Origin of the sequence: Formosa undariae (assembly GCF_042427615.1) — a bacterium.
GTDB classification, from domain to species: Bacteria; Bacteroidota; Bacteroidia; order Flavobacteriales; family Flavobacteriaceae; genus Formosa; species Formosa undariae.
On sequence record NZ_JBHMEZ010000001.1, the window covers coordinates 631,334 to 657,895 of the forward strand.

The following is a 26,562-nucleotide window of genomic DNA, read 5'->3' on the forward strand; positions in this document are numbered from 1 at the left end:
AAGCTTTCAGTATTTAAATTAGAAATTAGTCTAAAATTGCTGCAATACCAGGAAGCGTTTTACCTTCTAAACTCTCTAACATCGCACCACCACCTGTACTTACATAACTCACTTTCTTTTCGAAACCGAATTGTTTTACAGCAGCAACAGAATCACCTCCACCTACTAAAGAAAAGGCTCCATTTTTAGTTGCTTCGGCTATAGAATTTCCTAAAGCGATCGTACCATTTGCAAAAGTTGGTAATTCGAAAACACCTAAAGGTCCATTCCATAAAATTGTTTTACTCTCTAAAACTACTTTATTAAAGTTTTCAATAGATTTTGGTCCAGCATCTAAACCTTGCCATCCATCAGGAATTTCTGTTACATCGACAACTTTAGTTTCTGCATCGTTACTAAACGCATTAGCAGCAAGAACATCTACAGGAAGATGTATTTGTACATTTTTCTCTTTGGCTTGCTTTAATATATCTAAAGCCAATTCCATTTTATCGTCTTCACAAATTGAATCACCCACTTTTCCTCCTTGTGCTTTAATGAAGGTAAATGTCATACCTCCACCAATAATTAAGTGATCTACTTTATCTAAGATATTTTCGATAATTGTAATTTTCGAAGATACTTTAGCACCTCCTAAAACAGCTAAAATTGGTTTTTCACCAGTTTCCATTACTTTTTGTATGCTCTCTATTTCTTGAGCTAATAAATAACCGAAACATTTATTTTCTGGGAAAAATTTAGCAACTATAGTTGTAGAGGCATGTGCTCTGTGCGCTGTTCCAAACGCGTCATTTACATAAATATCACCTAATTTAGAAAGTTGTTCTGCAAACTTTTCGTCTCCAGCAGTTTCTTCAGAATAGAAACGTAAATTTTCTAATAATAACACTTCTCCAGGCTGTAGAGCCGCAACTGCAGCTTCAGCTTCTTTACCAACACAATCAGAAACAGTTTTCACTGCTACTCCTAAAACATTAGAAACTTCTTCACTAATATGTTTTAAAGAAAATTGTTCTTGAACACCTTTTGGTCTTCCTAAGTGAGACATTAAAACACAGCTTCCACCATCTTCTAAAATTTTAATAATTGTAGGTTTTGCAGATACTATTCTTGTATTATCTGTTACTTTAAAGTCCTCGTCTAAAGGGACATTAAAATCTACTCTAATTAATGCTTTTTTATTATTAAAATCGAAATCATTAAGTGTTTTCATCCTAGAAATTTTTGATGTTATTCTACAAATGTAAACAATAATAAACAGCTTTAAAACGTGTTTTTTTACGAAAACGTTTTCTATTTTAAAAGATTTTTAAAAAATTAGGATTACAATACTTAAAATACAGATAAAACTTAATTTTTAACTTAAAAGTATCTCTGATTTAAATCTTAGCTTTAATTAAAAAATATTTAGTTTTGTGTCATGTTATTTAAAGATATTTTAGGTCAAGATCATATTAAAAACCATTTAACACAAAGTGTCGATAATGGTCGTATTCCGCATGCGCAATTATTTGTTGGTCCAGAAGGCTCCGGTACTCTGCCTCTTGCTATTGCGTATGCTCAATATATTTTGTGTAAAAATAGCGACGGCGAAAACAATACAGGAAACGAAAGCTGCAATCTAAAATTTAATAACATTTCCCATCCCGATTTGCATTTTGCATTTCCTGTGACAACGACAGATCGTATAAAATCACACCCTGTATCTTCTCACTTTTTAACCGAATGGCGTCAATTACTAAAAGAACAACCTTACGGAAATCTTTTCGATTGGTATAAAATGTTAGGTGTAGACAATAAACAAGGTCAAATTGGTGTAGATGAAGCTCAAGATATTGTAAAATCATTGTCTTTAAAAGCGTACGAAGGTGGTTATAAGGTGATGATTATTTGGATGGCTGAGAAAATGAATCCTGCCGCTTCAAACAAATTATTAAAACTGATTGAAGAGCCTCCAGAAAAAACGGTATTCATTCTAATTTCTGAAGAAGAGCAGAATATTATAAATACGATTCGGTCACGATGTCAAGTGTTACATTTTCCAAGGCTCTCGGAAGACGTTATTGTAAAAGCACTTGTAGACGCGTATCATATAAAAGAATCTGAAGCAACAAAAATTGCCAATCAGTCTAACGGAAATTACAATAAAGCCTGCGATTTAGTATATCATGATTCCGAAGATACCCAATTTGAAGACTGGTTTGTCCTTTGGGTAAGAAGTGCATTTAAAGCAAAAGGTAATAAAGCCGCTATTCACGATCTTATAAATTGGAGTGAAAACATTGCAAAAACCGGTAGAGAAACACAAAAACAATTTTTACATTTTTGTATGGACTTTTTTCGCCAAGCCATGTTGCTAAATTACGGAGCGAACGCGCTTGTTTATCTGGAACCAAAAACAGCCTTTAAATTAGAGAAGTTTGCACCATTTATTCACAGTGGAAATATTATGGATATTTATGAAGCGCTTCAGGATGCCATTTATCATATTGAACGTAACGGAAATTCTAAAATAGTACTGACAGATTTATCTATAAAGCTAACGCGTTTACTACATGCAAAACAAGAATAAGCAGCTATGAAAATTATTTTAAATCACAGTGCAGAATTACTTATTCTTATCTTTTTAATCATAACGTTTTTAATGAGTGTTATAGATAAATTAACCGATTGGAAAGGTAACGTTGCATTTTTAAAATCTCATTTTGCCAACACCTTTGTACCTCCATTAATACCAATAACATTATTAATTATTCTAATTTTAGAAGTGCTAACCACTGTCTTTTGTAGTCTAGGAATTTTTGAAATTATTGCAGAAAAAAACACAAGTTATTCACTTGTTGGTTCTATAATTTCATGTGTTATACTTTTACTATTTTTATTAGGACAGCGCATCGCCAAAGACTTTGATGGTGCAAGACATATTACAATATATTTTATCGTTTCTGTTTTTGCTGTTTTTCTATTCCAAAACTAAAATACCCAGTTCTTATCTTCCATAAAAATATTCGTTTCTAGCGCCGTTTAAGTAGTTATATTTTTTGTTTAAAATCTCCTTTTTTTTAAACTTTTAAAGTTCTGTAAATTTAAAAAAATACAATCTAAAAACAACACTTATTAAACTAAAAAACAACAAGTTACAAAGGTTTTAATTTTGAACCAAGTGTATAAAAAAAGCATTAAATTCTCAACCTAAAGTTCAAAAATTTAATGCTCTATTTTTTTTATAACTTACTCTAAAAAAAGGAGTGTTATTCTTCAACAAACGTATAAGACACCTTATCCGTTTCTGTTACTCTAAAATAACCATAAGGATAGTTTTCTTTATTTGTAATATTTATACAATTACCTAATAATTCCACTGGTGCTGGAGTAAATGGATTTCCAGAACTACCGGACTGATTGTTAAGGATTCCTATATAATTATAATATTCTTTAGTTACATTGTAGATATTTATATCCACGACATCTCCAGGCTGAAATTCATCTTCTTCTTCATCTCCACGTTTTTCATAGATCAAATGGATTTCATTTCCATTTAAAAACTCATCTGAAACAGTTACCAAATCAGGGAAAAAATCGCTTGTGTCTTGGTATTTTAAAATATAAAAATTGGTTTCATCTACTGGGTCGTCAAAATACACATTTACCTCTAAAGCATCAGGATCAAATCCATCGTCTTTAGTTTGTGTTACGTTAGTAATAGGCGTTGTAGAAAGTAACGTTTCTGTCGCTGTAAATGTTTCGTCTTCATAAACCACATTTAAGGTATACACATCATTTAAAATGGCTCCAAAAGCATTGGTTGTATACGTTCCGTTTTGCTGATCTTCAAAAACAAAAACTGTATTATCACTAGCCCTAGTTACACTAACTGCTGCACCTGTTACTGCATTAGGTAAATCTGTTTCGAAATATGGCGTTGTGGTACTTAATTTAATAGTCTGATTCATGCCAGAGGTTCCCTTTTCCCAATCTAAAGAGGCTTCAATTACAAGTCTTGGCTCGGCTGTCGGCACCTCTACGTCTACAACATCTGTACACGACACAACCATAGTAATTAGACTTAAAAGACAAATATATGTGATGTTTTTCATGATGATTTAAAATTTGAAATTATACGTTACAGAAGGCACTATTCCGAAAATAGCTGTCCGTGTAGCTTCGTTTACACCGGTTTCAAGATTTTGACCGAAAGAAATAGAGGCTGCATTTTTACGGTCGTAAACATTATAAATACTAAAAACCCACTCCCCTTTCCATCTGGCATCAGGTTTATTATTTGGCTTAAATGTTGCCGCCAGATCTAATCGATTATAAGCAGGTAATCGGTTAGAATTTCGGCTGTCGTATACTGGAGACGATAAACCTTCATATTCATACTGACCTAAAGGATAGGTTGTAGGACGGCCCGTTTGAAACACAAAATTACTACTAAAACTCCATTTATCTGTCAGTTTATAGCTTCCGGTTACAGACACATCGTGTGTTCTATCGTATGCTGTACTGTACCATTCTCCGCCATTAATACCAGGACCATTAGCATTTCCTCCAGGTGTGTTTTGCTCAGATTTAGAAAGCGTATACGCAAACCAACCAGTAAAACGTCCTCTATTTTTTCTGAATAAAAACTCCCAACCGTAAGCCCTAGATTCTCCTGTTAAAATTTGGGTTTCAATATTATTTTGAGCTATTAAACTTGAACCATCTATATAATCAATTCTATTATCTACGGTTTTGTAATACACTTCTGTCTCTATTGAAAACAATCCGTTTTTAAGCTCTTTAAAATATCCAGCTGAATATTGATTTGCCATTTGCGGATCTATATATTCTCCACTTGGTGTCCACACATCTAAAGGTGTTGCGTTTGCCGTATTAGACAATAAATGTAAATATTGCGCAATTCTAGAATACCCCAGTTTAAACGAAGAGGTTTCATTTAACTCATATGCTAAACCTAAACGCGGTTCAAAATTCGAAAAGGTTTTTATAGACTCTCCTCTTGAATAATCAACTTCTCCCGTTTTTGTCCCTTCCTGATAAATCCCTAACGACTCATTAAAAACAACTGGTTGATCATTTTCGTAAACCGACATTGGTTGTCCGCCTAAGCGATTAAAAAAGCTAAAACGCAAACCTGCTTGAACGTTTAATCGATCAGAAAATTTATGTTCTGCATTGACATAAACACCACCTTCGAAAGCGCGTTTTTCATCTAAAATATTTTCATTAATTGCAGAGTTTTCATCTGTAGGTTTTACTTCACCCGGATTGAAATTATAATTGATTCCACTTACACCAAAATCGATAGTTGTTTTATTATTTAGGTAATATTTAAAATCGTATTTCGCATTGAAATTTTTAATATCAGAATCCCAATCTAATCCGATAAAACCTAATGTAAGTTTATAATTATACATACTGTAAATTAATGATAAGTTTGAAAATAGCTTATCGTTAAACACATGATTCCAACGTAAATTCAACGATGTATTCCCATAGGAGTTCTCGAAAGAATCCGAGAATTTCAAAATATCTCTTCCGAAATATCCCGATAAATACAATTTATTATTGTTATTGATTTCGTAATTTCCTTTAGCATTTATATCGTAAAAATAAGCGGTATTATCCTGACCAGCCGCCTTAAGAAATAAATGAGCATAAGACGAACGTCCTGCAACAATAAACGACCCTTTATCCTTCAACATCGGTCCCTCTACCGCAAGTCGGCTTGAAATAAGACCAATTCCACCCGTTAAATTATAATCTTTACTATTCCCTTCTTTCTGACGAATATCGAGTACAGAAGACACACGGCCACCGTAATTAGACGGTATATTACCTTTATACAGCTTTACATCTTTAACAACATCGGCATTAAACACCGAAAAGAACCCGAATAAATGCGATTCGTTAAAAATAATAGCCTCATCTAACAATACTAAGTTTTGATCTGTAGCACCTCCACGAACATTAAACCCATTAGAACCTTCTCCGTTATTCGTAACACCAGGTAAGAGCTGTATGGATTTAACCAAATCAACCTCGCCTAAGACAGCAGGAATGGTTTTAATTGTAGAACTTTTAATTACAGAAACACTCATTTGAGGATCTCTAATATTTGCCTTTTCAGATTCCTCGGCAGTGATTACAACTTCGTCTAAAGCCATACTATCCTCTTGCAGTTCGAAAGAATGATTTTGGTTTTCATTTAACTGAACCTCTTTAGTTATTGTAACATATCCCAGATAAGAAACCACGAGTTTATACGTTCCTTTGGGCGCAGAAAGCGAATAAAACCCGTACGCATTAGTAACGGTTCCATTACTAGTGCCTTCTAAATATACCGAAGCCCCAAAAACGGTTTCTCCATTAGCAAAATCTTTCACTGTTCCGCTTATAGAAATCTTTTCTTGAGAATACATGAGCACCGTAAGAAGGAGAAAGCAAACACTAAATATCGTTTTCATATAGTAGTTTAGTATTAAAAATTGAATACAAATCACGTGAATTTAAATTGTATATCACTGTAAAAAAGAACTCAAATCAATTAAAAGTTAACACAATCGGATAAATTAATTTTAGTGTTTAAGTAACACACATTAAAAGCATCACAATTGTTAGACATAAAAAAAGTCAAACACGAAAATCATGTTTGACTTTTTATAATAAGATTATAAATGAATTTATTTCTTATAAGAATCGTTTAAAGCTTTAACAAGTGTTGCTGTTAAATCGTCTCCTTCTTTTCCGTACATAACACTTCCAGCATCATTACTTCCTAATATGAAATCGTAAGAATTAGATTTTCCGTAATCTTTTACGAAAGTTCTTACTTTAGAAATTAAAGAATCAATTTCTTTTTGGCTCTCTGCAGCGATTTGTTGCTCTGCCATTTGAATTTGTTGTTGTAACATTTGTTGTTTTTGCCCTAACTGTTGGTAACGCTCTTGTGCTTTATCTTGAGCCATAGAATTTGCTTGCGCTTGAAATTCTTGATATTCCGCTTGAAAAGATTGCGCTAAACTATCTGTAGTCTTATTAGACGCATCAATCAATGTTTTATACTTTGCTTCAACATCAATTTTTTCTTGATATTCGTTTACCAATTTAGAATTGTCTACAAATCCAATTTTTTGTGTTTGCTGACAAGAAGCCATAGTAATTAGTGTAATTACTAATAAAGATATTTTTTTCATTTTATTTTAAATTTATTTCTGAAAACAAAAATAGAAAAGTTACGCAGATAATTGAATTAATATTAAGGTATTAAACCATCATCACCGTTATTTATTAAAATTAAAAGATAAATAAGTTTTTTTTATCAAAAACAGATTCACCAGAAGCGCTTTAAAGCAGAATTTTAAAAATCGCACACAATATTAAGTCAGGCAGATAAAAACTTCCTTAAATCGCTTTATTTTGAGTTTTTACTCAATTTTAGCCACATAAATCAATGAAGAGTACTCTCCAGACTGTTTTGCCTTTAAATTCGATTGTAACCCAATTTTAAACGCCTTTACAAAATTCATTTTACCTGATTTATATTTTTCTGAAAGTAAACACACGTAGAATGCATCAAAAATCATTGGAAGTGTATTTACAACTTTAAACTGTTGCTTTCCTAAAACTCTAGATATTCCTGTTTGAGAAAAATGCCACAAATGTCGAGGCACATCAAAAGCAGCCCAAAACGATTTATAATATTGCGCATCATAACTTTTAAAATTTGGGACTGCAATAATTAGAACACCACTTGGTTTAAGAAGCCTCTTATAGTTTTCGATATGTGAATCTAAATTTGGCAAATGTTCCAAAACATGCCAAAGCGTAATTACATCGAAACTATGATCTTTTAACGTATTCATTTTAGAGGGATCGTAAACCGTATCCCCTACTTTATTTATTGCTAGTTGGCGTGCATCAACATCGGGCTCAAGACCACATGCTTCCCATCCATTAGTTTTTGCAATTTGTAAAAAATCTCCTGTACCACAACCTACATCTAAAAGCGTTTTCTCTTCTGAACTAAAACTATTAATTAAACTTAATTTCCGTTTTAAAGCAATTCCTTTTACAACATGATATGCTTTTTCAAATAGATTTCGCTTAGAATCTGTGTGCGAAATATAATCTTCACTCTTATAATATTTACCAAGTACTTCTTCCTTTGGCTGTGGAGAGGTTATTAAAATATCAAGATTAGCATCCTGATATAATTCAAAATATTCTCCAGAAACAGAATAATCTTTACATTTTAAATACACATTGTCGGCTGTTATATTCATAAACTTTAAAACAGAAATCTCTACATTTTAATTGTAGAGATTTCTAATTATTGATACGTAAAACATTTTATTTTAATCAAGATTTAAAACGTTCCACGTGGAACATTAAAAATTATCTTCCCATATAAACAAGTAAAACCGAAATATCATTTGGAGAAACTCCACTAATTCTAGATGCTTGAGATATACTTGTTGGCTGAATTTTTCTTAGCTTTTCACGCGCCTCATAACTCATAGATTTAATCTGCGAGTAATCGTAATTTGAAGGTATTTTTATATCTTCTAAACGCGTTAACTTATCGGCATTATTCTTTTCCTTTTCAATATATCCAGAATACTTGACTTGTATTTCTGTCTGCTCTATAATCTCTCGATCTAAATCATGTTCCGAAATATACTGTTCCACTTCCTCGATTTTACGCACATCATCCATTTCAATATTAGGACGCGCAAACACTTTAAAAAGCTTTCCTGACTGATTAACAACTGCAGAGTTTTTACTTTCCAAAATAGGATTTATAACATCTGCCTTCACACTTAAATCTTTAAAAAACTGAACGAATTTATCAGATTTAGTATGTTTATCTTCCATACGAATTAAACGTGCTTTAGAAGCTAAACCAATCTCATACCCTTTCGGTGTTAATCTAAAATCGGCATTATCTTGCCTAAGCAATGTTCTATATTCTGCTCGAGACGTAAACATTCTATACGGTTCTTCTGTACCTTTTGTAATTAAATCGTCTATCAAAACACCAATATATGCTTCGTTACGTTTAAGCACAAACTCTTCGCGTTCTTGAACTTTAAGACTCGCATTTATACCAGCCATTAATCCTTGAGATGCGGCTTCTTCATAACCTGTAGTTCCATTTATTTGACCAGCGAAATACAGACCCTCAACTAACTTCGTTTCTAAAGTATGTCTTAACTGTGTAGGCGGAAAATAATCATACTCGATAGCATAACCAGGTCTAAAGAATTTTACCTTTTCAAAACCAACCACCGATCGTAATGCTTTAAACTGAACATCCTCCGGAAGCGATGTAGAAAATCCATTCACATAAACCTCACACGTATTCCAACCTTCCGGCTCGATAAATAATTGATGACGATCTTTATCTGCAAAACGGTTAATCTTATCTTCTATTGAAGGGCAATATCTTGGCCCTAAACTTTTAATTCGACCATTAAACATTGGCGAACGATCGAAGCCTTCGCGCAATAAATCATGAACCAAAGTACTCGTGTATGTCATATAACAAGACCGCTGATTGGTTAATGGTTTTGTGATATTAGAATACGAAAATTTCTCCGGAACTACATCTCCTGGTTGCTCAGACATTTTAGAATAATCTAAAGAACGTCCATCTACACGAGGAGGTGTTCCCGTCTTCATTCTTCCTGATTGAAAGCCTAAATCTACAAGCTGCTCCGTGATTCCAGTAGCAGCTCTTTCACCAGCTCTACCTCCACCAAAATTCTTATCACCTATATGAATTAAACCATTTAAAAACGTTCCGTTAGTAAGCACAACAGACTTCGCTTTTACCTCAATTCCTAAAGATGTTTTTACACCTGCCACTTTACCGCCTTCTATAATTAATCCAGAAACCATGTCCTGATAGAAATCTAAATTAGGAGTTCCTTCCAACATCATTCTCCAATCTTCAGCAAAACGCATCCGATCACTTTGAACTCTTGGGCTCCACATTGCAGGTCCTTTAGACTTGTTCAACATCTTAAATTGAATCGCAGAAGTATCACTAACAATACCACTATAACCACCTAAAGCATCAATCTCTCTTACAATTTGACCTTTGGCAATTCCACCCATTGCAGGGTTACAAGACATTTGTGCAATGTTTTGTAAATTCATTGTAATTAACAATGTACTACTCCCCATATTCGCAGCCGACGCGGCAGCTTCGCTACCCGCATGACCTGCTCCAACTACAATTACATCGTAAACTTTATCAAACATTTAATTCAATTTATTATTAAAATTTATACAGTGTTCCACGTGGAACAATCCGAAATAAGACCTACTACTAATCTAATCTAGATAAGTAATATTCTTCTTTAGCTCTCATCAATTCAGCATCAGCATCCGTCTTATCCTTATACCCACAGTAATGTAAAATACCATGAATAATCACACGATGAATCTCGTCTTCAAACTTGGTTTTAAAATCTAAAGCATTATCGCGAACGCGTTCAACAGACACGTAAACGTCTCCATGAACTTCCTTACCTATACAATAATCAAAGCTAATCACATCCGTTAACGTGTCATGATCTAGAAATTCTACATTCAATTTATGTAGATATTCATCATTACAAAAAATATAATTCACCTCTCCTTCTTTACAGCCTTCTTCTATAATAGTCGTAATAATCCAATTAGCTAACTTGTCTTCATTAGCTAATTCAAAATCGGTTTCGTAATTAAAATATATCATGATTAATTCTTAAAATACTGTTGCACTTTTTGCTTAAAACTATTCTGCAAAGGTAGGACTTGTCTATTTAATATTTCAGTAGTATTAAAATATTGTTTGGCCTGCGGTAATTTATCTGAAGTAGAATTAGAAAACGTGCTAGAATTACTTTTAGACTCTCGCTTATCATCTTGATCTTGCTTAAAAGTTGCTTCTTCTAATTTTAATAATTGATGTTCAAAATTCAACATTTTCTCTAAAGTCTTTTCAGTAAATCCATCATTTAATAATTGCATTTCTACAGCTTCCATATCTTTTATTAAACGATACCCTTCAGGTGTTAAACCTTCTTTTTCTAAACGCTCCTCTAACTGATTTCTCAGTTCTTGTTGTCGTTGATAAATACCAAACAATTCTCCACTCATATCCTCATTAGATCGTTTGCCTTCACCAGATTTACTACCTTGTCCTTGCTTACCTTCTTTACCCTGTTCTGAACTTTCACCTTCAGCCCCTTGACCAGATTTACCACCTTCCCCAGACTCACCATCTTTCTTTCCTTTCTCACCCTTCTCGTTTCCTTCACCAGGCATTTGCTTTTTCATTTGTTTATTTAACTCCTCCTGACTCATAATAATGTCTTGAAGCTGACCTTCGCTCTGACCAGATTTTTTCCCCTCAGAGCCTTGTCCTGAAGATGGAGAAGCATTTAATTGATCCTCCATATTATCTAAAATAGTACTCAACAAATCTGCAAGTACATTAGCCGAAGAAAACACATGTTGTTGCGATGATACCCCTTGAAAAATTTCATTTTCAGAAAACTCTTCAAGTGATAAATCTAAATAATAATAGATTTCAGTAATTTCATTATTTATAGGTTCAGATAACATAGGTTGACGAAGAGACAATGAAAACAAACTATCATCTACATGCTCAAAATATTCTCTTAGATCATGTTGCTTTCTTAATTTTTGAGCATAGTTATTATGGTTAATTTCTATACTTTTAAACTGATTCATTAACGCTTCCTCATCAAAAGAAAAGATTAATAAATTATCTAAAATCTGACGAAGCATATCGGCATCTTCTTGCATTTGTTCGCCGCCATCCATTTCCATAGACTGCTGAATAGACGCACTCATTTCTTTCATTTTTTGCCCAGATTGCTTTTGCTTCTTTTTAGCCTTTTCTTCTGACTTCTCAGGCGAATCATTGTCTTTGGATTCACTATCTTTCAATTCTTCTGACGCTTCCTTTTGAAGCTTGTCTACCTCCGATTCAGACTTTTCATCACGAGGCACATCCATTGGTTTTTTAAGCTCTTTATTCTCCTTTTGTAAAGCCTCTAATTCCTTTTTAAATTCATCAAACTTATCATTCAGCTCGTCTTGCTTTTCAGATGTATTTTGATCTTTAGGTTTATCAGCTTGTTTTAATTGTTCTTCGCCTAAATGCTCTAAATCCTGTTGTAATTTTTCCGTTTTTTTAGCAACATAGAATCGTTTAGTCAATTCAACTAACTGTTCTAAACTACGCTTCTGCCGCTTGTTTTGTTTACTTAGATATTTATACTTTTCAGAAAGTTCTTCTTCACTAATTTTATCCTGAAGTTTCTCTAATTCTTTAAGTAAACGCTCGTCTTGTTTTAACTGTTCTTCATTTTCTTTTAAACGTTTTTGAAGGTCTTCTTTTAAAGGATCATCTTTATTTTCTTTATCGAATTCTTCCAAATTATCCTGAAAAGATTTGTTGAAATTTTTCATCATCTTTTCCTGCTCCTTCTGACGTTTAAGAACATCTTTAATTTGCTTTCTATCGTTAAAATTTAAGCTCTTTTTTGTCTTCCGCGTTTTCGAAATATCGTCCAGAATTTTTTGATTTTCATCGTATTTCTCTAACGAATTATTAAAATCCTCTATACCAGACTGTTGTTGTTTTAAAAGTGTATTTTTGGTTTCGCTTTTTGTTTTTTCACGATAATTAAAAACCTCACTTTTTTTACGTTTATAACCATGTAATTCATCAGTATCAAACACTTCAAAATACAAACTATAAGATACACCTTCTTCCAACTGCAACTGATTAGGAAAAGCAGTTACAAACTGATCGACATTAGAATTAGAAATAGACATTGGTATAGTTGATTTCTGAGATTCATTATCAGTCTCAAAATAGACTAAATTTAATTTCCGAAGTCCATAATCATCACTCGCCTGTCCTTTAAAATACATCGTTTTTAAATCGACAGTATCACGAATCATTTCCACTTTTAACTCTGGAAATTGATCCTTTATCACATCTATAGAAAAACTTAAATTTTCGTAATTAGTAAGATTTTTATTACTTGTACTCAAGCTGTAATTAAAATTCGAAACCAACTGTTTAGACCCTTGAAAACTATTTTCTTCTTTTTTAAAAGCAATAGTATCCACAGCAAATAAATGCACGCGATCGGTAGCTTTCGTTTTTAATTTCCAAGTCACTTTTGTTCCTTCAGGAACAGTAGCATTCCCTGTACCTTTTAAAACCTCATCTGCTTTTTGTGTATAACTCGGATAATCTAAAACCATATCGAAACCCAATAGCGTTGGAACCTCAACAATCGATAATTTATAAGGTTTAGAACGTACGCCATTTGCCTGAAGTTGAAACGTGAGATCCGTTTTTGGTTTATTAAAAACATATTCAAATTCTCCAGAACCTAAATCTTTTAAAATGTAGGTTTCGTTATCAAACGTGATTTCCGCTTGTTCAGGAATTACAGATCCTGCAGTATTTATATGAAGTTTAAAATCTTTGTTCTCTACTCCATTTAGATTTTCATTCAAAACAAAAAACTGAAATGGTGCAGGAGGTTCGTAAGCCGTTTTATAATCTACTACCCTTTTATAGCTATCCGTAAACCAATTCATTTTTCCAAGAGCAACAAAAATCAATAACAGACACACCGGGAGAATCGCGTATTTCAAATATTTTAAATTCTGATTGAAATTAACGGCTAATTTAAAAGGCACCGGACTTAACTCTGAAGCTTTCTGATTTATACTCGCTAATAACAATTCCGACTTCGAGCTATCGTTATGAAGTTGTAAAACATTCAATAATTTATCGTTCACTTCTGGAAAATGATTTCCAATTAATTTAGAAGCTTCTTCGTAATTAATTCCTTTTTGAAGTTTGAATAATTTAGTAATTGGAAATAATATGAATTTCACGAAAAGTAAAACTTCAACCAAAATAAACAACCAGAATAAAATAGCCCTAGCAGTTTGACTTAACCATAAAAAATGTTCGACCAACAGCGTGAGTAGAAAATACAAAAGTCCGATTGAAAAAAACAAAATAGCACCCTTTATAAGTTCGTTCGTGTAATAACGTCTTATAAAACGTTCAAGTTTTTGTACTATAATTTTAAAATTATCCAATCTACCGTTTATTTAACTTACTAATCTACAATAATATTTTTAGCTATAATAGTCTGCAAATGTAACATTCTGTTAAATTGAAATTCATAAAATCATTTTCTCTTTTGTTAAATCTTTCATCTTTACACATATCACAGTATCTTTGCAATCTTAAATAAAAAAACATGACTAAAAATGTTCGTGTGCGTTTTGCACCAAGCCCAACAGGACCACTTCATATCGGTGGTGTTCGTACAGCTTTATTCAACTATCTATTTGCTAAAAAACATAACGGAACTTTTGTTTTACGTATCGAAGATACCGATCAAAACAGATATGTAGAAGGTGCCGAAAACTATATTATCGATGCCTTAAATTGGTGTAATATTCCGTTTGATGAAGGTCCAGGTAAAAATGAAAAATTTGGTCCTTACAGACAAAGTGAACGCAAGGGTTTATACAAGGCGTATGCTGAAGAATTAATTGCTTCTGGAAATGCATATTACGCATTCGATACAGCTGAATCTTTAGATGCTGCAAGAAAAGACCACGAGGCTAACGGTAAGACTTTTATTTACAATTGGCACAACCGTTTAAAACTGACAAACTCTTTATCGCTTTCTGCTGAAGAAACTCAAGAAAAATTAGAGGCTGGTGAAGATTATGTGATTCGTTTTAAATCACCTCAAGATGAAACTCTTCGTTTAAAAGATATGATTCGTGGCGATATAAAAATCGATACTAATATTTTAGATGATAAAGTGTTGTTTAAAAGTGACGGGATGCCAACCTATCACCTAGCGAACATAGTAGACGATCATTTAATGGAAATCACACATGTTATTCGTGGTGAAGAATGGTTACCTTCTCTTGCCTTACATTATCAATTATACAAAGCATTTGGTTGGGAATCTCCAGAATTTGCGCATTTACCACTAATTTTAAAACCTACAGGTAAAGGGAAATTAAGCAAGCGTGATGGTGATAAATTAGGATTTCCTGTTTTCCCTTTAGAATGGATTGATCCAAAAACTAACGATGTTTCACGTGGATACAAAGAAGACGGTTATTTTGCCGATGCGATGATTAATTTCTTAGCTTTCTTAGGATGGAACCCAGGAACAGAACAAGAATTATTTAGCTTAGACGAGCTTATAGAAGCTTTCGATATAGAACGTGTACATAAAGCTGGAGCTCGATTTGATCCAGATAAAATAAAGTGGTTTAATCACCATTATATGCAAGAACAACATAATTACGAACTTGCAGAAGCATTTAAAGCGGAACGTGAAGCATTAAAAGACATCGACATCAATTACGTGTCTATGGCTGTTAATTTAATCAAAGAACGCGCAACGTTTGTATCAGACTTATGGGATTTAAGCCATTTCTTTTTCGAAGCTCCAAAAACATACGACGAAAAGGCTTATAAAAAAGCGATTAAAGACGACACTAGAGAGCTTTTAAGCGAATTAGCAACACTTATTAACACGATAGAAGATTACACTACTGAAACGCTTCAAACCACGATAAAAGGATGGATAACATCTAAAGAAATTGGTTTTGGTAAGGTTATGATGCCATTGCGATTAGCTTTAGTAGGTGCCTTACAAGGTCCTGAAGTTTTCGACATTATGTTTATGATTGGAAAGAAAGAATCAATCGAACGTATAGAAAATCTAGCAACAGGAATTTAATACTTAATTACACTTCAAAATAACAACTTATAATTATTTTGAAAAGCATAAAAAAAGCGCGTTTTAAAAAACGCGCTTTTTTTATATACTTTATTTTGAGTTGCTTACTGCTTTATAAATTTTAAATTAGTTGCAAAACCTCTAAATGAAACCACATACATACCATTATTTAAGTTTGATACATTCACAGAGTTATTAGCTTGTGTTATGGTTTGATTTAAAACTTTTTGACCCATCATATTAAAAATGCTAATTTCATTTTCGCTAGTTACATTTTTAAAAGAAATAACAGCGCTAGCAGGGTTTGGATAGATTGAAATACTAGAAATAACACTCTCGTCTATACTTAAAGATTTAGTAGAACATTGAAAAGATTCTATATCGTATCCTCTATTGTTTATAATAGAAACAATTTGCTCAATTTTACTACAAGCTAAATCCATATCTATAGCAGCTTGACGGATTGCAGACATCGCTTCTTTTTGAGTCGTTGTACTACCTGTCATTGCGATTCCTTCTAAAACGATCTTATCAGTAGTTTCTTTTCCAAGAAATTCCCAAACTTCCATTAAAGTACTTGCAAAAATTTGTCCGTCTGTATGGATTTTTCCAGTTAATCCTTCTGGATAGTTAGCATCGTAATTAGTAACACGTCCATCCCAAAATTCGTTATGACCATCCCATTTAAATAAATCATTATACGTAGCATTCGATCTTGAACTATTATTACTTTCTAAACCTCTACTGTAAGATTGTGCCCAATAATCACCAAAACCTTCACTTAAACCTTCTACTTGAGAAATACTACCTTTTATTAACCATTCGTGAATTCCATGACCTAATTCGTGAACAATTACATCTGCATCTTCTGCATCATCTACTCCACCAATACCAAATTTTAAAACACCACCACCATAAGAAGAGTTATCTGAACCATTAAAAGCATGTGGATCGTATAAAATAACACCATCATTATACATAGATTTTAATTCGATACCTAAAGTTTCGTTTATGTATCTCATGTTCTTATCTATGTGGTAATATGCATTTACAGCTTCAAAACCATCTTGATCTCTTGTAAAACTAAAAACTGGTGATTTTTGTTGAAATAATCCTGTTTCAGGATCTTGAATATCTTTAATTTCTAAGTAGTCACCTTTTAAAGTGTATACTCCATTTTCGCTATTTGCAATTAAAAAAGAAACATCTGTTCTTGCATCATCTAAATACGCGTTAGTTTTATCGTCGTTATCAATAAAATCTCCACCATAACTTGCACCAGTAGTAGATAAAGGATCTGGATTAAAAATCTTTCCTGTAACCTCAACTGTAGAAGATCTAGAAGTGTTCACCTTTTCATGTTCGTCTTCGTGAGCGTGGTGATAATGAGCAATATCTTTTTTACTGATTACTTCTCCTGAATTTGCATCTATAATAGTTTCCCAAAATCCGTTTAACGTTTTAGAGTTAGTCGTTACTCGGTATACTAATTGTGTAGTCCCATTATTGTTATATACTAAAAGTTTAGATTCCTTTTGAGTAATTGTACCCTCAATAGCTAAAGCTTTAGCAGTTACGTTAACAGCATCTTCAGAAGTTAAAGTAGGTACAGTATTAATTCTTGAAATTGTATTGTCAAAAGAACCTGAATGAAATGTCACTTCACTATTTTGTGAAACATGAACAGCCATACTAGCATTATAAACAGGAACATCGTTTATATATTGACTATATCTTAAAGTTTCACCAGATGCACCAACTTGACTACTAACAGTTCTCAATTCGTAAGATTTTTGAGAAACTAAATTATTGAAGTTCGATTGTAGCCATGCGGATGCAACCTCTTCGTTTTGAGTTTGTGAATATGTAATTTGAGTAGGGCAAATTACGATAAACAACAGAAGTAAAATTCTAAATGTCATAATAGCAGATTTGGTTAAATGCATGATAAAAGTATTGCAATACTCTTGAATCCTAGGGCTATAGTGCATTAAAACGTTGAATTGGAAAATTTATCAGTTAAACGAAAATGGGGTATACACTTCATCTAAGAAATGTGCATTTTAAATCTTAGAAAAAAATAAAATAGAATAGAATATCAATCAATAATTATAAAAAATAGGCCCAAAAAGGCAGATAAAATTCTATCTTGGAGAGAATATTTGGTCCTATTAAAAATATATAGCCTAAATTTAGTATCAGATTAATTAACTCATAAAAATATAACTATGTCCGTTTTGTTTATCCCCATTGTATTTCTCGTTTTACTTATTTTGTTTCTTTCATTCTTTACAGTGAAACAACAAACAGCAGCTATTATAGAGCGTTTTGGAAAGTTTAATGGTATTCGCCATTCTGGTTTACAAATGAAAATTCCGTTTATCGATCGTATTGCAGGTCGAATGAGTTTAAAAATTCAGCAATTAGATGTTATTGTAGAAACCAAAACGAAAGATGATGTATTTGTTCGTTTAAAAATATCTGTTCAATTTAAAGTGATTCAAGAAAAAGTGTATGATGCTTTTTATAAATTAGATTATGCTCACGACCAGATTACATCTTATGTATTTGATGTTGTACGTGCCGAAGTTCCTAAAATGAAATTAGACGACGTTTTTGTAAAGAAAGATGATATTGCCATTGCAGTAAAAATGGAACTTAACGATGCCATGTCAGATTACGGATACGACATTATTAAAACCTTAGTTACAGATATCGATCCAGATGCACAAGTAAAAGAAGCTATGAACCGTATTAATGCTTCTGAACGTGAAAAAATTGCAGCACAGTTTGAAGGAGATGCGCAACGTATATTAATTGTAGAAAAAGCGAAAGCCGAAGCAGAAAGTAAACGTTTACAAGGTCAAGGTATTGCAGATCAAAGACGTGAAATTGCTCGTGGATTAGAAGAATCTGTAGAAGTTTTAAACCGCGTTGGTATTAACTCTCAAGAAGCCTCTGCATTAATTGTGGTAACTCAACATTACGATACGTTACAATCTCTAGGTGAAGAAACCAATAGTAATTTAATATTATTACCAAATTCGCCACAAACAGGAAGTAATATGTTAAACGATATGGTTGCAAGTTTTGTCGCAAGTAACCAAATTGGAGAAGCTATGAAAGAAGGAAAAAAGAATCCTAAAAAATTAAACTAATTTAAATTAAAAAACATGATAGTTACAACCACGCCTACTTTAGAAACTCATAAAATTACGGAGTACTTAGGTATCGTTACCGGAGAAACTATTATTGGTGCTAATTTTATAAAAGATTTTTTTGCAGGCATTCGAGATATTGTTGGTGGTCGTTCAAGCTCTTACGAAGCTGTATTGAGAGAAGCTAAAGACTCGGCTTTAAAAGAGATGAAAGAACGTGCAGTAGACTTGGGAGCTCATGCTATAGTAGGTGTAGATCTAGATTATGAAACTGTAGGACCCAAAGGCGGTATGCTAATGGTAACCGCATCTGGAACTGCAGTAAAACTATAATTTCTAATAAAATTTAAAAGCGCCTTAACAAATTTGTTAAAGGCGCTTTTTCCTAACTAATAGATCCAATTTACATTTCTACCTGAAATATTTTTTAAAGGGGTACTTAAATTAATTGTTTTTTCTCCATGGCTTATAATTCTTATAAGCAGGTCCCGTTAATTTAGAACGTTCAGAACCTATTACAATATCAGCATATGTTTTATCGGAATCACTACGCTCCCATGCTTTTTGATTTTTATATTCTGGTCCTGTTACCTGTTCTTTATTAGTCTCTACAGCAATAACTGAAGACGTCGTTTCATGTTCCCATGATTTATAATTTTTATATTCTGGTCCAGTAAAATCACTTCTATCTTGTGCAAACGCAATAGTTGTAGACCCTAAAAGTAAACCTAGTACTAAAGATATATTTTTCATGCTATGCTTTTTTTGTTTATTACAAATTTAAGCACAACACTAGGGGTTTGCAGGTCACAAAAACCACGTAATCGGTATCCGTATAAATACGGATAAGTAGTTAATTAAATTAAATTAATCTCGGTCGCTTTCTTTATAAGTTCCGCTGTATTTTTTACATCTAATTTTTTTAAAATATTAGCGCGATGGGTTTCTATGGTTCGCGTGCTCACAAAAAGTTTCGAAGCAATTTCTTTGGTTGTTAATCCTTTAGAAATTAGCCCTAATACTTCCTTTTCTTTATTAGAAATTATGTTTTCGCTAACCTTTTGCTCCGACATAAAATTTATCATCTTTTCGGAGATTGTCGGACTAAAATATTTTTTACCCTGATTTACTATTCGAATCACTTTTATTAGTTCTTCTTCATCTGTATTTTTAAGTAAATAACCATATGCTCCAGCTTTGGCACTTTTTGCGATATAATTACCATCGTTATGCATAGAGATAATAATTGGCTTAATAGTTGGATTCTCGTTTTTAAGGGCTTTTAAAACCTCGAAACCATCCATATTTGGCATAGTAAGATCTAGTAAAACAATACTCACATCTTTAAAGGTTTCGATTGCATCCATAAAAAGAATACCATCGCCTACAGAAGCCAAAACGTCTATATCGTTATGCTTTATAAGAAGTTCCTTTAAACCATTCCTAAACAGCTCATGATCGTCTGCTATTATAATTTTTATCTTATTCATAACTCTATTGGTAATTCAATTTCGAAAGTTGTATTTCCTGTTTCTGATTGCATCTGAATTTGTCCATTACAAATGTCTACACGCTCTTTTATATTGGTAATTCCAGAACCTAATTTTACGTTTTTTAAATCAAAACCTATACCATCGTCAAAATAAAAAAGCGATATAAATTCGTCAAATTCAGAAAGTGAAATTCTTATGTTATTGGCATTAGAATGTTTCAATGCATTATTGACTAATTCTTGCGCTATTCTAAAAATATTGATGGCTTGATTTTTAGTAATTTTACTAATATCCTCTTGTGTTAAATCTTCAAATTCAATCGAAATTCCGGAGGTTTTTTTAATTGTATTTACAAAATTTGTAAGTGCAATACCCACACCAAAATCGTCTATAGTAGATGGCATTAAGGCATTAGACATTAATCTAATTTCAGAAATTGTACCATCTAATATTCGTATCATTTCTAACTTCTGATTTTTATCTTCTATATGATTTTCAATATAAAATTTTAAAGACGTTAATAACGGACCAATACCATCGTGTAATTCTCGCGACAATCGGCGTCTTTCATTCTCTAAACCTTCAACCAGTTGACGCTTGGTATTTATGCTATTTTTATTTTCTTTATTTCTAAATTCAATAAGTTTATCCCTCATTTTAATGAGACTTTTTCCCAATACATCGTGCTCACTTTTTGGAACATAATGAGAATTAAGATTCATTTTACCTAATTCTTTTGAGTAGATAACAGCACCTTGTAATGATTTTTTTAAATGATCAAGAGCTTCAAACATATCTTTAACTTCACTCGGGTTTTTAACAAATTGCTTACTTTGATTATAATCTCCTCCAGCCATAATTTTTAGGCTTTTACGCATATTAGCAATGGGATTAGTAATAATTCGAGTCAAAAAAAGTGATAAAATAATGGCGATAACCATAATTAAAACGGTGAGTCCTAATAGTTTTGATCTTAGTTGTTCTAGCGGTGCCTTGACTTCGCTTTTATCTATTTCTGAAAGTATAGCTAGTTTAAGATACGATATGTTAATAGGACTGTAAACACTATACACTTCTATGCCCCGATAATCTTTAAAAACGCCTCTCCCAATTTTACCAGAAAAAGCATCTACAACACCTTTGGTTTTAGTCTCTATGGTTGAAGGTGTTTTTTGTGGAATAAATCTAGATTGCGATCTCATGTAAAAATCTGATCCTACCAAATAAGATTCTCCACTACTCCCCATTCCAGCACGTTCTAATAAAATATTTTTAATTTTATTATAGTCAATAATCTTAACTTTTGAAATCCCTTCGTAACTAGAAACAAGTCCAATTGTAGTGTTTCCATATGGTTCATACTTCGTGAAATCGTAAATCCCGGGGGTATTTAATACATGTGCAGGAAGGTTAAAATTGAGAGCATCTAAAGCAGATGTATCCCTATTATTTTCATTTAAAAATGAATTCCATTCACTGTTAATTAAATCTTCTACTTGAATCTGTTTTAATGTTTTTACAGAATTAAGTTGAAGCAATATTCTGTCGTCTAAAACTTTCGAAAACTCATTATAAAACGTAATAGACAACATGAATATTACAAAAAATATCACGCTGTTTATTATGATTAATATTAAGGTTTTTAGATTCATTAATTACTTGGTGAAGTCTCTATATCATCGTTTCCATAAATCATAGTGATGAACTCATTTTTATCAATAGCTCCAAAATATTCAGTAAGATCTATATCTTTTAAAGCATTTTTAATAGTTGTTTCTTCGTAAGGCAAACCTATTAAAAACTCAGAGAGTTCTTCGACCGCATTTTTTCCAAAGAAATCTCCAAATACGGTAAACTCGGCAATGTGTCCTTTTTCAATAAATAGTCGCAAATCAATTTCACCAATAGGAAAACGTTTTGTACGCTGAATATTAAACTTAGGCGAACGTCCGTAATTCCAATTCCAATCGTCGTATTTCTCTGCCTTTAATTTGGCAATACCTTCACGATCTGCTTCTGTAAATTCGTAGGTTTTAAAATTTTTATCATTAGCATATAACCCTTCTAAAATTAAACTTCTAAAGGCTTCAATAGTTAACGGTTCTTCTAAAAAATCACTAATATTTGCCACTCGACTTCTAACCGATTTATGACCTTTAGAACTAATTTTACTCATCTTAACTTGTAAGGCATTGGCAACCTCATTTAAGTCGGTACTTAACAACAACGTTCCATGACTAAACATGCGTTTTCCGGTAGTAAATTGCGCTGTTCCAGACACTTTTTTTCCATCGATTAAAATATCGTTTCTACCAATAAGTTCAGCTTCTACACCAAAATTTTTCAAAACTTCAATAACCGGTGCAGTGAACTTTTTAAAATTATGCATACTGGCATTATCATGATTGGTAATAAAACTAAAATTTAGATTTCCTAAATCGTGATATACAGCTCCTCCTCCACTAATTCGGCGCACCACATGAATGCCCTTTTCTGTGATATATTCTTGATTAATTTCTTCTAACGTATTCTGATTTCGACCAATAATTATTGAAGGCTCGTTTATGTAGAATAACAAATAATCGGTTTCAGTATCGAAATGTCGCAAGGCATATTCTTCTAAAGCTAAATTTAAATGCGGATCTGTAATCCCTTCATTATCTATAAAAACCATACTATAAAATATTAAAAGTTGGAATACAAAAATACTTAGAATCCCTGTAATAGATTGCAATTATCACTTATGATTTTTAATTATTTGAAACAAAAAAGCCTTGAAATAATAACTATTTCAAGGCTGTATATCTAAATTAAATTAAGGTTATATCTCCAATGCTTCGTCAGCTAAAAGTGCGTTACCATCTTCTAAACCTTTTTCTACAAATTCGTTAATAGCAGCGTTACGTTCTAAGCCATTTTTAAGCAATACTTGCAACGTTAACATCGCAGCGATACGTGTGCCTACTTTTTTAGCAGCAGTTCCAAATAACGGCTCTAATTCGTCGTAAGACACATGTTCTGCCAATTCTAAAATATCTGCTTTAATTTTCTCACGTTTAGCATCTGGTAAATTCGTATATTTTTTACCAAATTGCTGAATCACATCTATAGCCTTACGTTGTGGCTGATTAGATTTAGGCTGATTCTGATTAGGATTAGACTCCGTTTTTGGCTTTTCTTTTGTCCAAGAATCACGTAAGCCAACCGTTTTATTAAAGATTAAATTTTCTGAAGTTGAATCGTAATCGACATTAAAATACCCTAAACGTTGAAACTGAAAACGTTCGCCTAATTTTGCTTCTGTTAAACTCGGTTCTACAAATGCAGTAATTAGTTTTAAAGATTCCGGATTTATAAAATCCATAAAACTTTTATCGGCATGACTATCTGGAGATTCGTCCATAAATAATCTGTCGTATTCTCTAACTACAGCTTTAACTGCATGATTTATAGACACCCAATGCAAGGTTCCTTTTACTTTACGTAAACTCGCTTCGGTGCCACTACCGCTTAACGTATCTGGATCGTAAGACACATGAATTTCGATAATGTTACCGTTTTCATCTTTAACTACGCTTTCTCCTTTTATGATATACGCATTTTTTAAACGCACTTCTTTTCCTAAAGTCAGACGGAAATATTTACTATTTGCGCTTTCTTTAAAATCGTCACGCTCTATATATAATTCACGAGAAAAAGGCACTTGTCTAAATCCAGCACTATCGTCTTCCTGATTATTTTCTGCTTCTAACCATTCTTCTTTATCTTCTGGATAATTAGTAATTACCAATTTCACTGGATCTAAAACCGCCATAACACGAGGTGCCGTTTTGTTTAAATCTTCACGAATACAGAATTCTAAAAGCGAAACATCGATTACATTTTCACGTTTTGCAACTCCAACAGTTTCTACAAATTTTCTAATTGCCGTTGGCGTGTAACCACGACGACGTAAACCAGAAATAGTTGGCATACGCGGATCGTCCCAACCATTAACCACACCATCTTCTACCAATTGCAATAACTTACGCTTACTCATAATAGTATAGCTTAAGTTTAAACGTGCAAATTCGCGTTGTTTTGGACGTAATTTATCTTCTACAACCAATTGATCTAAGAACCAATCGTAAAGCTCTCTGTGAGGTTTAAATTCTAACGAACATAAACTATGCGATACTTGTTCTAAATAATCACTTTCACCATGTGTCCAGTCGTACATTGGGTAAATACACCAGGTGTCTCCTGTACGGTGATGCGATTTCTTTAAAATACGATAAATAATAGGGTCACGCATTAACATATTAACATGAGCCATATCTATTTTAGCCCGCAAAATATGTTCCCCTTCATTAAATTCTCCCGCTTTCATACGGTTGAATAAATCAAGGTTTTCTTCTACAGTTCTGTTTCTAAACGGACCATCTACACCAGGTTGTGTTGGTGTTCCTTTTTGTTCGGCCATAGCTTCAGACGATTGCGAATCGACATACGCTTTGCCATCTTTTATAAGTTGTACCGCCCAATCGAACAATTGCTGAAAATAATCTGAAGAATACACTTCCTTATCCCATTTGTAACCCAACCAAGAGACATCTTCTTTAATCGCATCTACATATTCCTGCTCTTCTTTAGCCGGATTTGTATCGTCGAATCGAAGGTTTACAGGCGCATTATAACGTTCGCCTAAACCAAAACTAATTCCGATAGCTTTAGTATGACCGATGTGTAAATAACCATTAGGCTCAGGTGGAAAACGAAAACGTAATTTATCTTGAGATATTTCTGTTTTTAAATCGTTTTCTATAATATGTTCAATAAAATTGAGTGATTTTGTTTCTTCAGACATAAGTGATATGAATACCTATTAAAAATAAAGTGCGAAATTAATGAAATATCCGCTTGCTTACTATTAATCTAAGAGATAATGATTAATTTTATAAAAATTTTTAATCCACAAAATATCATTTATTTATAAGCTTATGGGCATTATAAAAGTAGAAAACATACGCATTTTCGCTAATCACGGCTGTTTAACTGAAGAGACTAAAATAGGTAGTGATTACCGTGTAGATTTGGTTATAAAAGCCAATTTACAAGCATCGGCTAAATCAGATAACCTTTCAGATACAGTAGATTATGTCTTTTTAAATCGCATTGTAAGAGAGGAAATGAAAAAACCATCTTACCTGTTAGAAACTGTTGCTAAACGCATACTTGTTAGAATTTTAAAAGAAAATAAGCATATAGATAAAGCGACAATTAGCGTTAGTAAATTGAACCCTCCAATAGGTGGAGATGTAGAAATGGTGACTATAAAAATGACGGAGAAAAGAAAAAAGTAAAAGTATATAGCTTACAATCGTAATTTTTTATACATTTGCAATCCGTTAATTACGGCGTCGTGGCCGAGTGGCTAGGCAGAGGTCTGCAAAACCTTGTACAGCGGTTCGAATCCGCTCGACGCCTCTTCAAAACCTTCAAGTTTACTTGAAGGTTTTTTTATGCCCAAATTTATTCAATTGGAATATTATAACTGTGTTTAATCTCGCCCATAACAAAGGTTGTGTGGGCACTTCCAATATTTTTAATAGCTCCTAAACTATTCAATACAAAATCTTGGTAATGTTTCATATCCTCTACAATGACCTTTAATAAAAAATCGAAATCGCCAGACGTATTATAACATTCAGTAACTTCTTTTAAAGATTTTATATCGTGAACAAATTTGTTACCTATAATATTGGTGTGCTGCTTTAAACGAATACTACAAAAAGCGATTAAAGATTTATTTAATTTATCGCCATCTAAAACAGCAACATATTTTTTTATGTAGCCTTCATTTTCTAGTTTTTTAATACGTTCAAAAACTGGAGTTGCCGATAGATTTACACGCTTAGCTAACTCTTTTGTAGTGACATTGGAGTTCTCCTGGAGTAATTTTAATAGCTGTATGTCTGTAGCGTCTAGTTGATGCATAGTGTTTTATTCTGTTCAGGTTATTTAATCGATACTTAAAAAGACAAAAAAAATATTATTATACACTTTTAAAGGTTTATAATCCTATTTTTTAAAACA

The 26,562-nt window shown here is 32.7% G+C and carries 21 protein-coding genes and 1 tRNA gene; 7 read left to right on the forward strand and 15 right to left on the reverse strand.

The window, feature by feature from the left end; all coding sequences use genetic code 11:
* Window positions 1–25: 25 nt before the first annotated feature.
* Window positions 26–1,213, reverse strand: a complete 1,188-nt coding sequence (locus tag ACFFVB_RS02815; RefSeq protein WP_382380948.1) for a phosphoglycerate kinase — start codon at window positions 1,211–1,213, stop codon at window positions 26–28.
* Between the two features lie 207 nt (window positions 1,214–1,420).
* On the opposite strand from ACFFVB_RS02815, the gene ACFFVB_RS02820 reads away from it, so the two are divergent.
* Both ACFFVB_RS02820 and ACFFVB_RS02825 read left to right on the forward strand, forming a co-directional pair.
* Entirely contained in the window at window positions 1,421–2,572 is a 1,152-nt protein-coding gene (locus tag ACFFVB_RS02820; protein ID WP_382380950.1) for a DNA polymerase III subunit, read from the forward strand.
* A gap of 6 nt (window positions 2,573–2,578) precedes the next feature.
* Window positions 2,579–2,977 (forward strand): DoxX family protein, encoded by a 399-nt coding sequence (locus ACFFVB_RS02825; protein ID WP_382380952.1) that lies wholly within the window; start codon window positions 2,579–2,581, stop codon window positions 2,975–2,977.
* A 274-nt stretch (window positions 2,978–3,251) separates the two neighbouring features.
* On the opposite strand, the gene ACFFVB_RS02830 is transcribed toward ACFFVB_RS02825, so the two are convergent.
* From ACFFVB_RS02830 to ACFFVB_RS02860, 7 genes are all read right to left on the reverse strand, one after another.
* Window positions 3,252–4,097, reverse strand: a complete 846-nt coding sequence (locus tag ACFFVB_RS02830) for a DUF4249 domain-containing protein (RefSeq protein WP_382380954.1) — start codon at window positions 4,095–4,097, stop codon at window positions 3,252–3,254.
* A 6-nt stretch (window positions 4,098–4,103) separates the two neighbouring features.
* Window positions 4,104–6,473, reverse strand: a complete 2,370-nt coding sequence (locus ACFFVB_RS02835; RefSeq protein WP_382380956.1) for a TonB-dependent receptor — start codon at window positions 6,471–6,473, stop codon at window positions 4,104–4,106.
* A gap of 216 nt (window positions 6,474–6,689) precedes the next feature.
* Window positions 6,690–7,202 carry an OmpH/Skp family outer membrane protein gene (locus ACFFVB_RS02840; RefSeq protein WP_382380958.1) on the reverse strand — a complete coding sequence of 171 codons (513 nt, stop codon included), beginning with the start codon at window positions 7,200–7,202 and terminating at the stop codon, window positions 6,690–6,692.
* Between the two features lie 231 nt (window positions 7,203–7,433).
* Complete coding sequence (locus tag ACFFVB_RS02845; protein ID WP_382380960.1) at window positions 7,434–8,291, reverse strand: class I SAM-dependent methyltransferase; 858 nt, start codon at window positions 8,289–8,291, stop codon at window positions 7,434–7,436.
* 112 nt (window positions 8,292–8,403) lie between these two features.
* Window positions 8,404–10,275, reverse strand: coding sequence for a tRNA uridine-5-carboxymethylaminomethyl(34) synthesis enzyme MnmG (mnmG, locus tag ACFFVB_RS02850; RefSeq protein ID WP_382380962.1), 1,872 nt, complete (start codon window positions 10,273–10,275; stop codon window positions 8,404–8,406).
* A 67-nt stretch (window positions 10,276–10,342) separates the two neighbouring features.
* A complete protein-coding gene (ybeY, locus tag ACFFVB_RS02855) occupies window positions 10,343–10,753 on the reverse strand; it encodes an rRNA maturation RNase YbeY (RefSeq protein ID WP_382380964.1) in 411 nt (136 codons plus the stop codon).
* Between the two features lie 2 nt (window positions 10,754–10,755).
* Window positions 10,756–14,160 carry a DUF4175 family protein gene (locus ACFFVB_RS02860; RefSeq protein WP_382380966.1) on the reverse strand — a complete coding sequence of 1,135 codons (3,405 nt, stop codon included), beginning with the start codon at window positions 14,158–14,160 and terminating at the stop codon, window positions 10,756–10,758.
* A 164-nt stretch (window positions 14,161–14,324) separates the two neighbouring features.
* On the opposite strand from ACFFVB_RS02860, the gene gltX reads away from it, so the two are divergent.
* Entirely contained in the window at window positions 14,325–15,836 is a 1,512-nt protein-coding gene (gene gltX / locus ACFFVB_RS02865; protein WP_382380968.1) for a glutamate--tRNA ligase, read from the forward strand.
* 104 nt (window positions 15,837–15,940) lie between these two features.
* Here the strand turns inward: gltX and ACFFVB_RS02870 are convergent, their stop codons facing one another.
* Complete coding sequence (locus ACFFVB_RS02870; protein ID WP_382380970.1) at window positions 15,941–17,758, reverse strand: T9SS type A sorting domain-containing protein; 1,818 nt, start codon at window positions 17,756–17,758, stop codon at window positions 15,941–15,943.
* Between the two features lie 306 nt (window positions 17,759–18,064).
* Between ACFFVB_RS02870 and ACFFVB_RS02875 the strand changes: the two genes are divergently transcribed.
* Window positions 18,065–18,994, forward strand: coding sequence for an SPFH domain-containing protein (locus ACFFVB_RS02875; RefSeq protein WP_382380972.1), 930 nt, complete (start codon window positions 18,065–18,067; stop codon window positions 18,992–18,994).
* Window positions 18,995–19,009: 15 nt separating this feature from the next.
* Entirely contained in the window at window positions 19,010–19,327 is a 318-nt protein-coding gene (locus tag ACFFVB_RS02880; protein WP_382380974.1) for a heavy metal-binding domain-containing protein, read from the forward strand.
* Between the two features lie 111 nt (window positions 19,328–19,438).
* On the opposite strand, the gene ACFFVB_RS02885 is transcribed toward ACFFVB_RS02880, so the two are convergent.
* The 5 genes from ACFFVB_RS02885 to ACFFVB_RS02905 form a co-directional block, all read right to left on the reverse strand.
* Complete coding sequence (locus tag ACFFVB_RS02885; RefSeq protein WP_382380976.1) at window positions 19,439–19,747, reverse strand: hypothetical protein; 309 nt, start codon at window positions 19,745–19,747, stop codon at window positions 19,439–19,441.
* Between the two features lie 104 nt (window positions 19,748–19,851).
* Window positions 19,852–20,484, reverse strand: a complete 633-nt coding sequence (locus ACFFVB_RS02890) for a response regulator (protein ID WP_382380978.1) — start codon at window positions 20,482–20,484, stop codon at window positions 19,852–19,854.
* The gene (locus ACFFVB_RS02895; protein WP_382380980.1) at window positions 20,481–22,079 is read right to left on the reverse strand and encodes a sensor histidine kinase; all 1,599 of its coding nucleotides are present in this window, start codon (window positions 22,077–22,079) and stop codon (window positions 20,481–20,483) included. Before ACFFVB_RS02895 ends, ACFFVB_RS02890 begins: the two co-directional genes overlap by 4 nt.
* Before the next feature lie 59 nt (window positions 22,080–22,138).
* Window positions 22,139–23,161 carry a lipoate--protein ligase gene (gene lplA / locus ACFFVB_RS02900; protein WP_382380982.1) on the reverse strand — a complete coding sequence of 341 codons (1,023 nt, stop codon included), beginning with the start codon at window positions 23,159–23,161 and terminating at the stop codon, window positions 22,139–22,141.
* 147 nt (window positions 23,162–23,308) lie between these two features.
* Window positions 23,309–25,333 (reverse strand): glutamine--tRNA ligase/YqeY domain fusion protein, encoded by a 2,025-nt coding sequence (locus ACFFVB_RS02905; protein ID WP_382380984.1) that lies wholly within the window; start codon window positions 25,331–25,333, stop codon window positions 23,309–23,311.
* 133 nt (window positions 25,334–25,466) lie between these two features.
* On the opposite strand from ACFFVB_RS02905, the gene folB reads away from it, so the two are divergent.
* On the forward strand, window positions 25,467–25,829 hold the full coding sequence (gene folB, locus ACFFVB_RS02910; protein WP_382380986.1) for a dihydroneopterin aldolase: 363 nt from the start codon (window positions 25,467–25,469) through the stop codon (window positions 25,827–25,829).
* A gap of 53 nt (window positions 25,830–25,882) precedes the next feature.
* Window positions 25,883–25,953: transfer RNA gene (locus tag ACFFVB_RS02915), tRNA-Cys, on the forward strand.
* A gap of 45 nt (window positions 25,954–25,998) precedes the next feature.
* On the opposite strand, the gene ACFFVB_RS02920 is transcribed toward ACFFVB_RS02915, so the two are convergent.
* A complete protein-coding gene (locus ACFFVB_RS02920) occupies window positions 25,999–26,463 on the reverse strand; it encodes an Lrp/AsnC family transcriptional regulator (protein ID WP_382380988.1) in 465 nt (154 codons plus the stop codon).
* Window positions 26,464–26,562: the final 99 nt, after the last annotated feature.

Coding starts and splice junctions, on each gene's coding strand:
- ACFFVB_RS02820 (WP_382380950.1), top strand. CDS start 1,421: ATGTTATTTAAAGATATTTTAGGTCAAGATCATATTAAAAACCATTTA.
- ACFFVB_RS02835 (WP_382380956.1), bottom strand. CDS start 6,473: ATGAAAACGATATTTAGTGTTTGCTTTCTCCTTCTTACGGTGCTCATG.
- ACFFVB_RS02895 (WP_382380980.1), bottom strand. CDS start 22,079: ATGTTGTCTATTACGTTTTATAATGAGTTTTCGAAAGTTTTAGACGAC.
- ACFFVB_RS02875 (WP_382380972.1), top strand. CDS start 18,065: ATGTCCGTTTTGTTTATCCCCATTGTATTTCTCGTTTTACTTATTTTG.
- ACFFVB_RS02840 (WP_382380958.1), bottom strand. CDS start 7,202: ATGAAAAAAATATCTTTATTAGTAATTACACTAATTACTATGGCTTCT.
- ACFFVB_RS02845 (WP_382380960.1), bottom strand. CDS start 8,291: ATGAATATAACAGCCGACAATGTGTATTTAAAATGTAAAGATTATTCT.
- ACFFVB_RS02880 (WP_382380974.1), top strand. CDS start 19,010: ATGATAGTTACAACCACGCCTACTTTAGAAACTCATAAAATTACGGAG.
- ACFFVB_RS02825 (WP_382380952.1), top strand. CDS start 2,579: ATGAAAATTATTTTAAATCACAGTGCAGAATTACTTATTCTTATCTTT.
- ACFFVB_RS02920 (WP_382380988.1), bottom strand. CDS start 26,463: ATGCATCAACTAGACGCTACAGACATACAGCTATTAAAATTACTCCAG.
- ACFFVB_RS02830 (WP_382380954.1), bottom strand. CDS start 4,097: ATGAAAAACATCACATATATTTGTCTTTTAAGTCTAATTACTATGGTT.
- ybeY (WP_382380964.1), bottom strand. CDS start 10,753: ATGATATATTTTAATTACGAAACCGATTTTGAATTAGCTAATGAAGAC.
- gltX (WP_382380968.1), top strand. CDS start 14,325: ATGACTAAAAATGTTCGTGTGCGTTTTGCACCAAGCCCAACAGGACCA.
- ACFFVB_RS02890 (WP_382380978.1), bottom strand. CDS start 20,484: ATGAATAAGATAAAAATTATAATAGCAGACGATCATGAGCTGTTTAGG.
- ACFFVB_RS02885 (WP_382380976.1), bottom strand. CDS start 19,747: ATGAAAAATATATCTTTAGTACTAGGTTTACTTTTAGGGTCTACAACT.
- mnmG (WP_382380962.1), bottom strand. CDS start 10,275: ATGTTTGATAAAGTTTACGATGTAATTGTAGTTGGAGCAGGTCATGCG.
- folB (WP_382380986.1), top strand. CDS start 25,467: ATGGGCATTATAAAAGTAGAAAACATACGCATTTTCGCTAATCACGGC.
- lplA (WP_382380982.1), bottom strand. CDS start 23,161: ATGGTTTTTATAGATAATGAAGGGATTACAGATCCGCATTTAAATTTA.
- ACFFVB_RS02905 (WP_382380984.1), bottom strand. CDS start 25,333: ATGTCTGAAGAAACAAAATCACTCAATTTTATTGAACATATTATAGAA.
- ACFFVB_RS02870 (WP_382380970.1), bottom strand. CDS start 17,758: ATGACATTTAGAATTTTACTTCTGTTGTTTATCGTAATTTGCCCTACT.
- ACFFVB_RS02815 (WP_382380948.1), bottom strand. CDS start 1,213: ATGAAAACACTTAATGATTTCGATTTTAATAATAAAAAAGCATTAATT.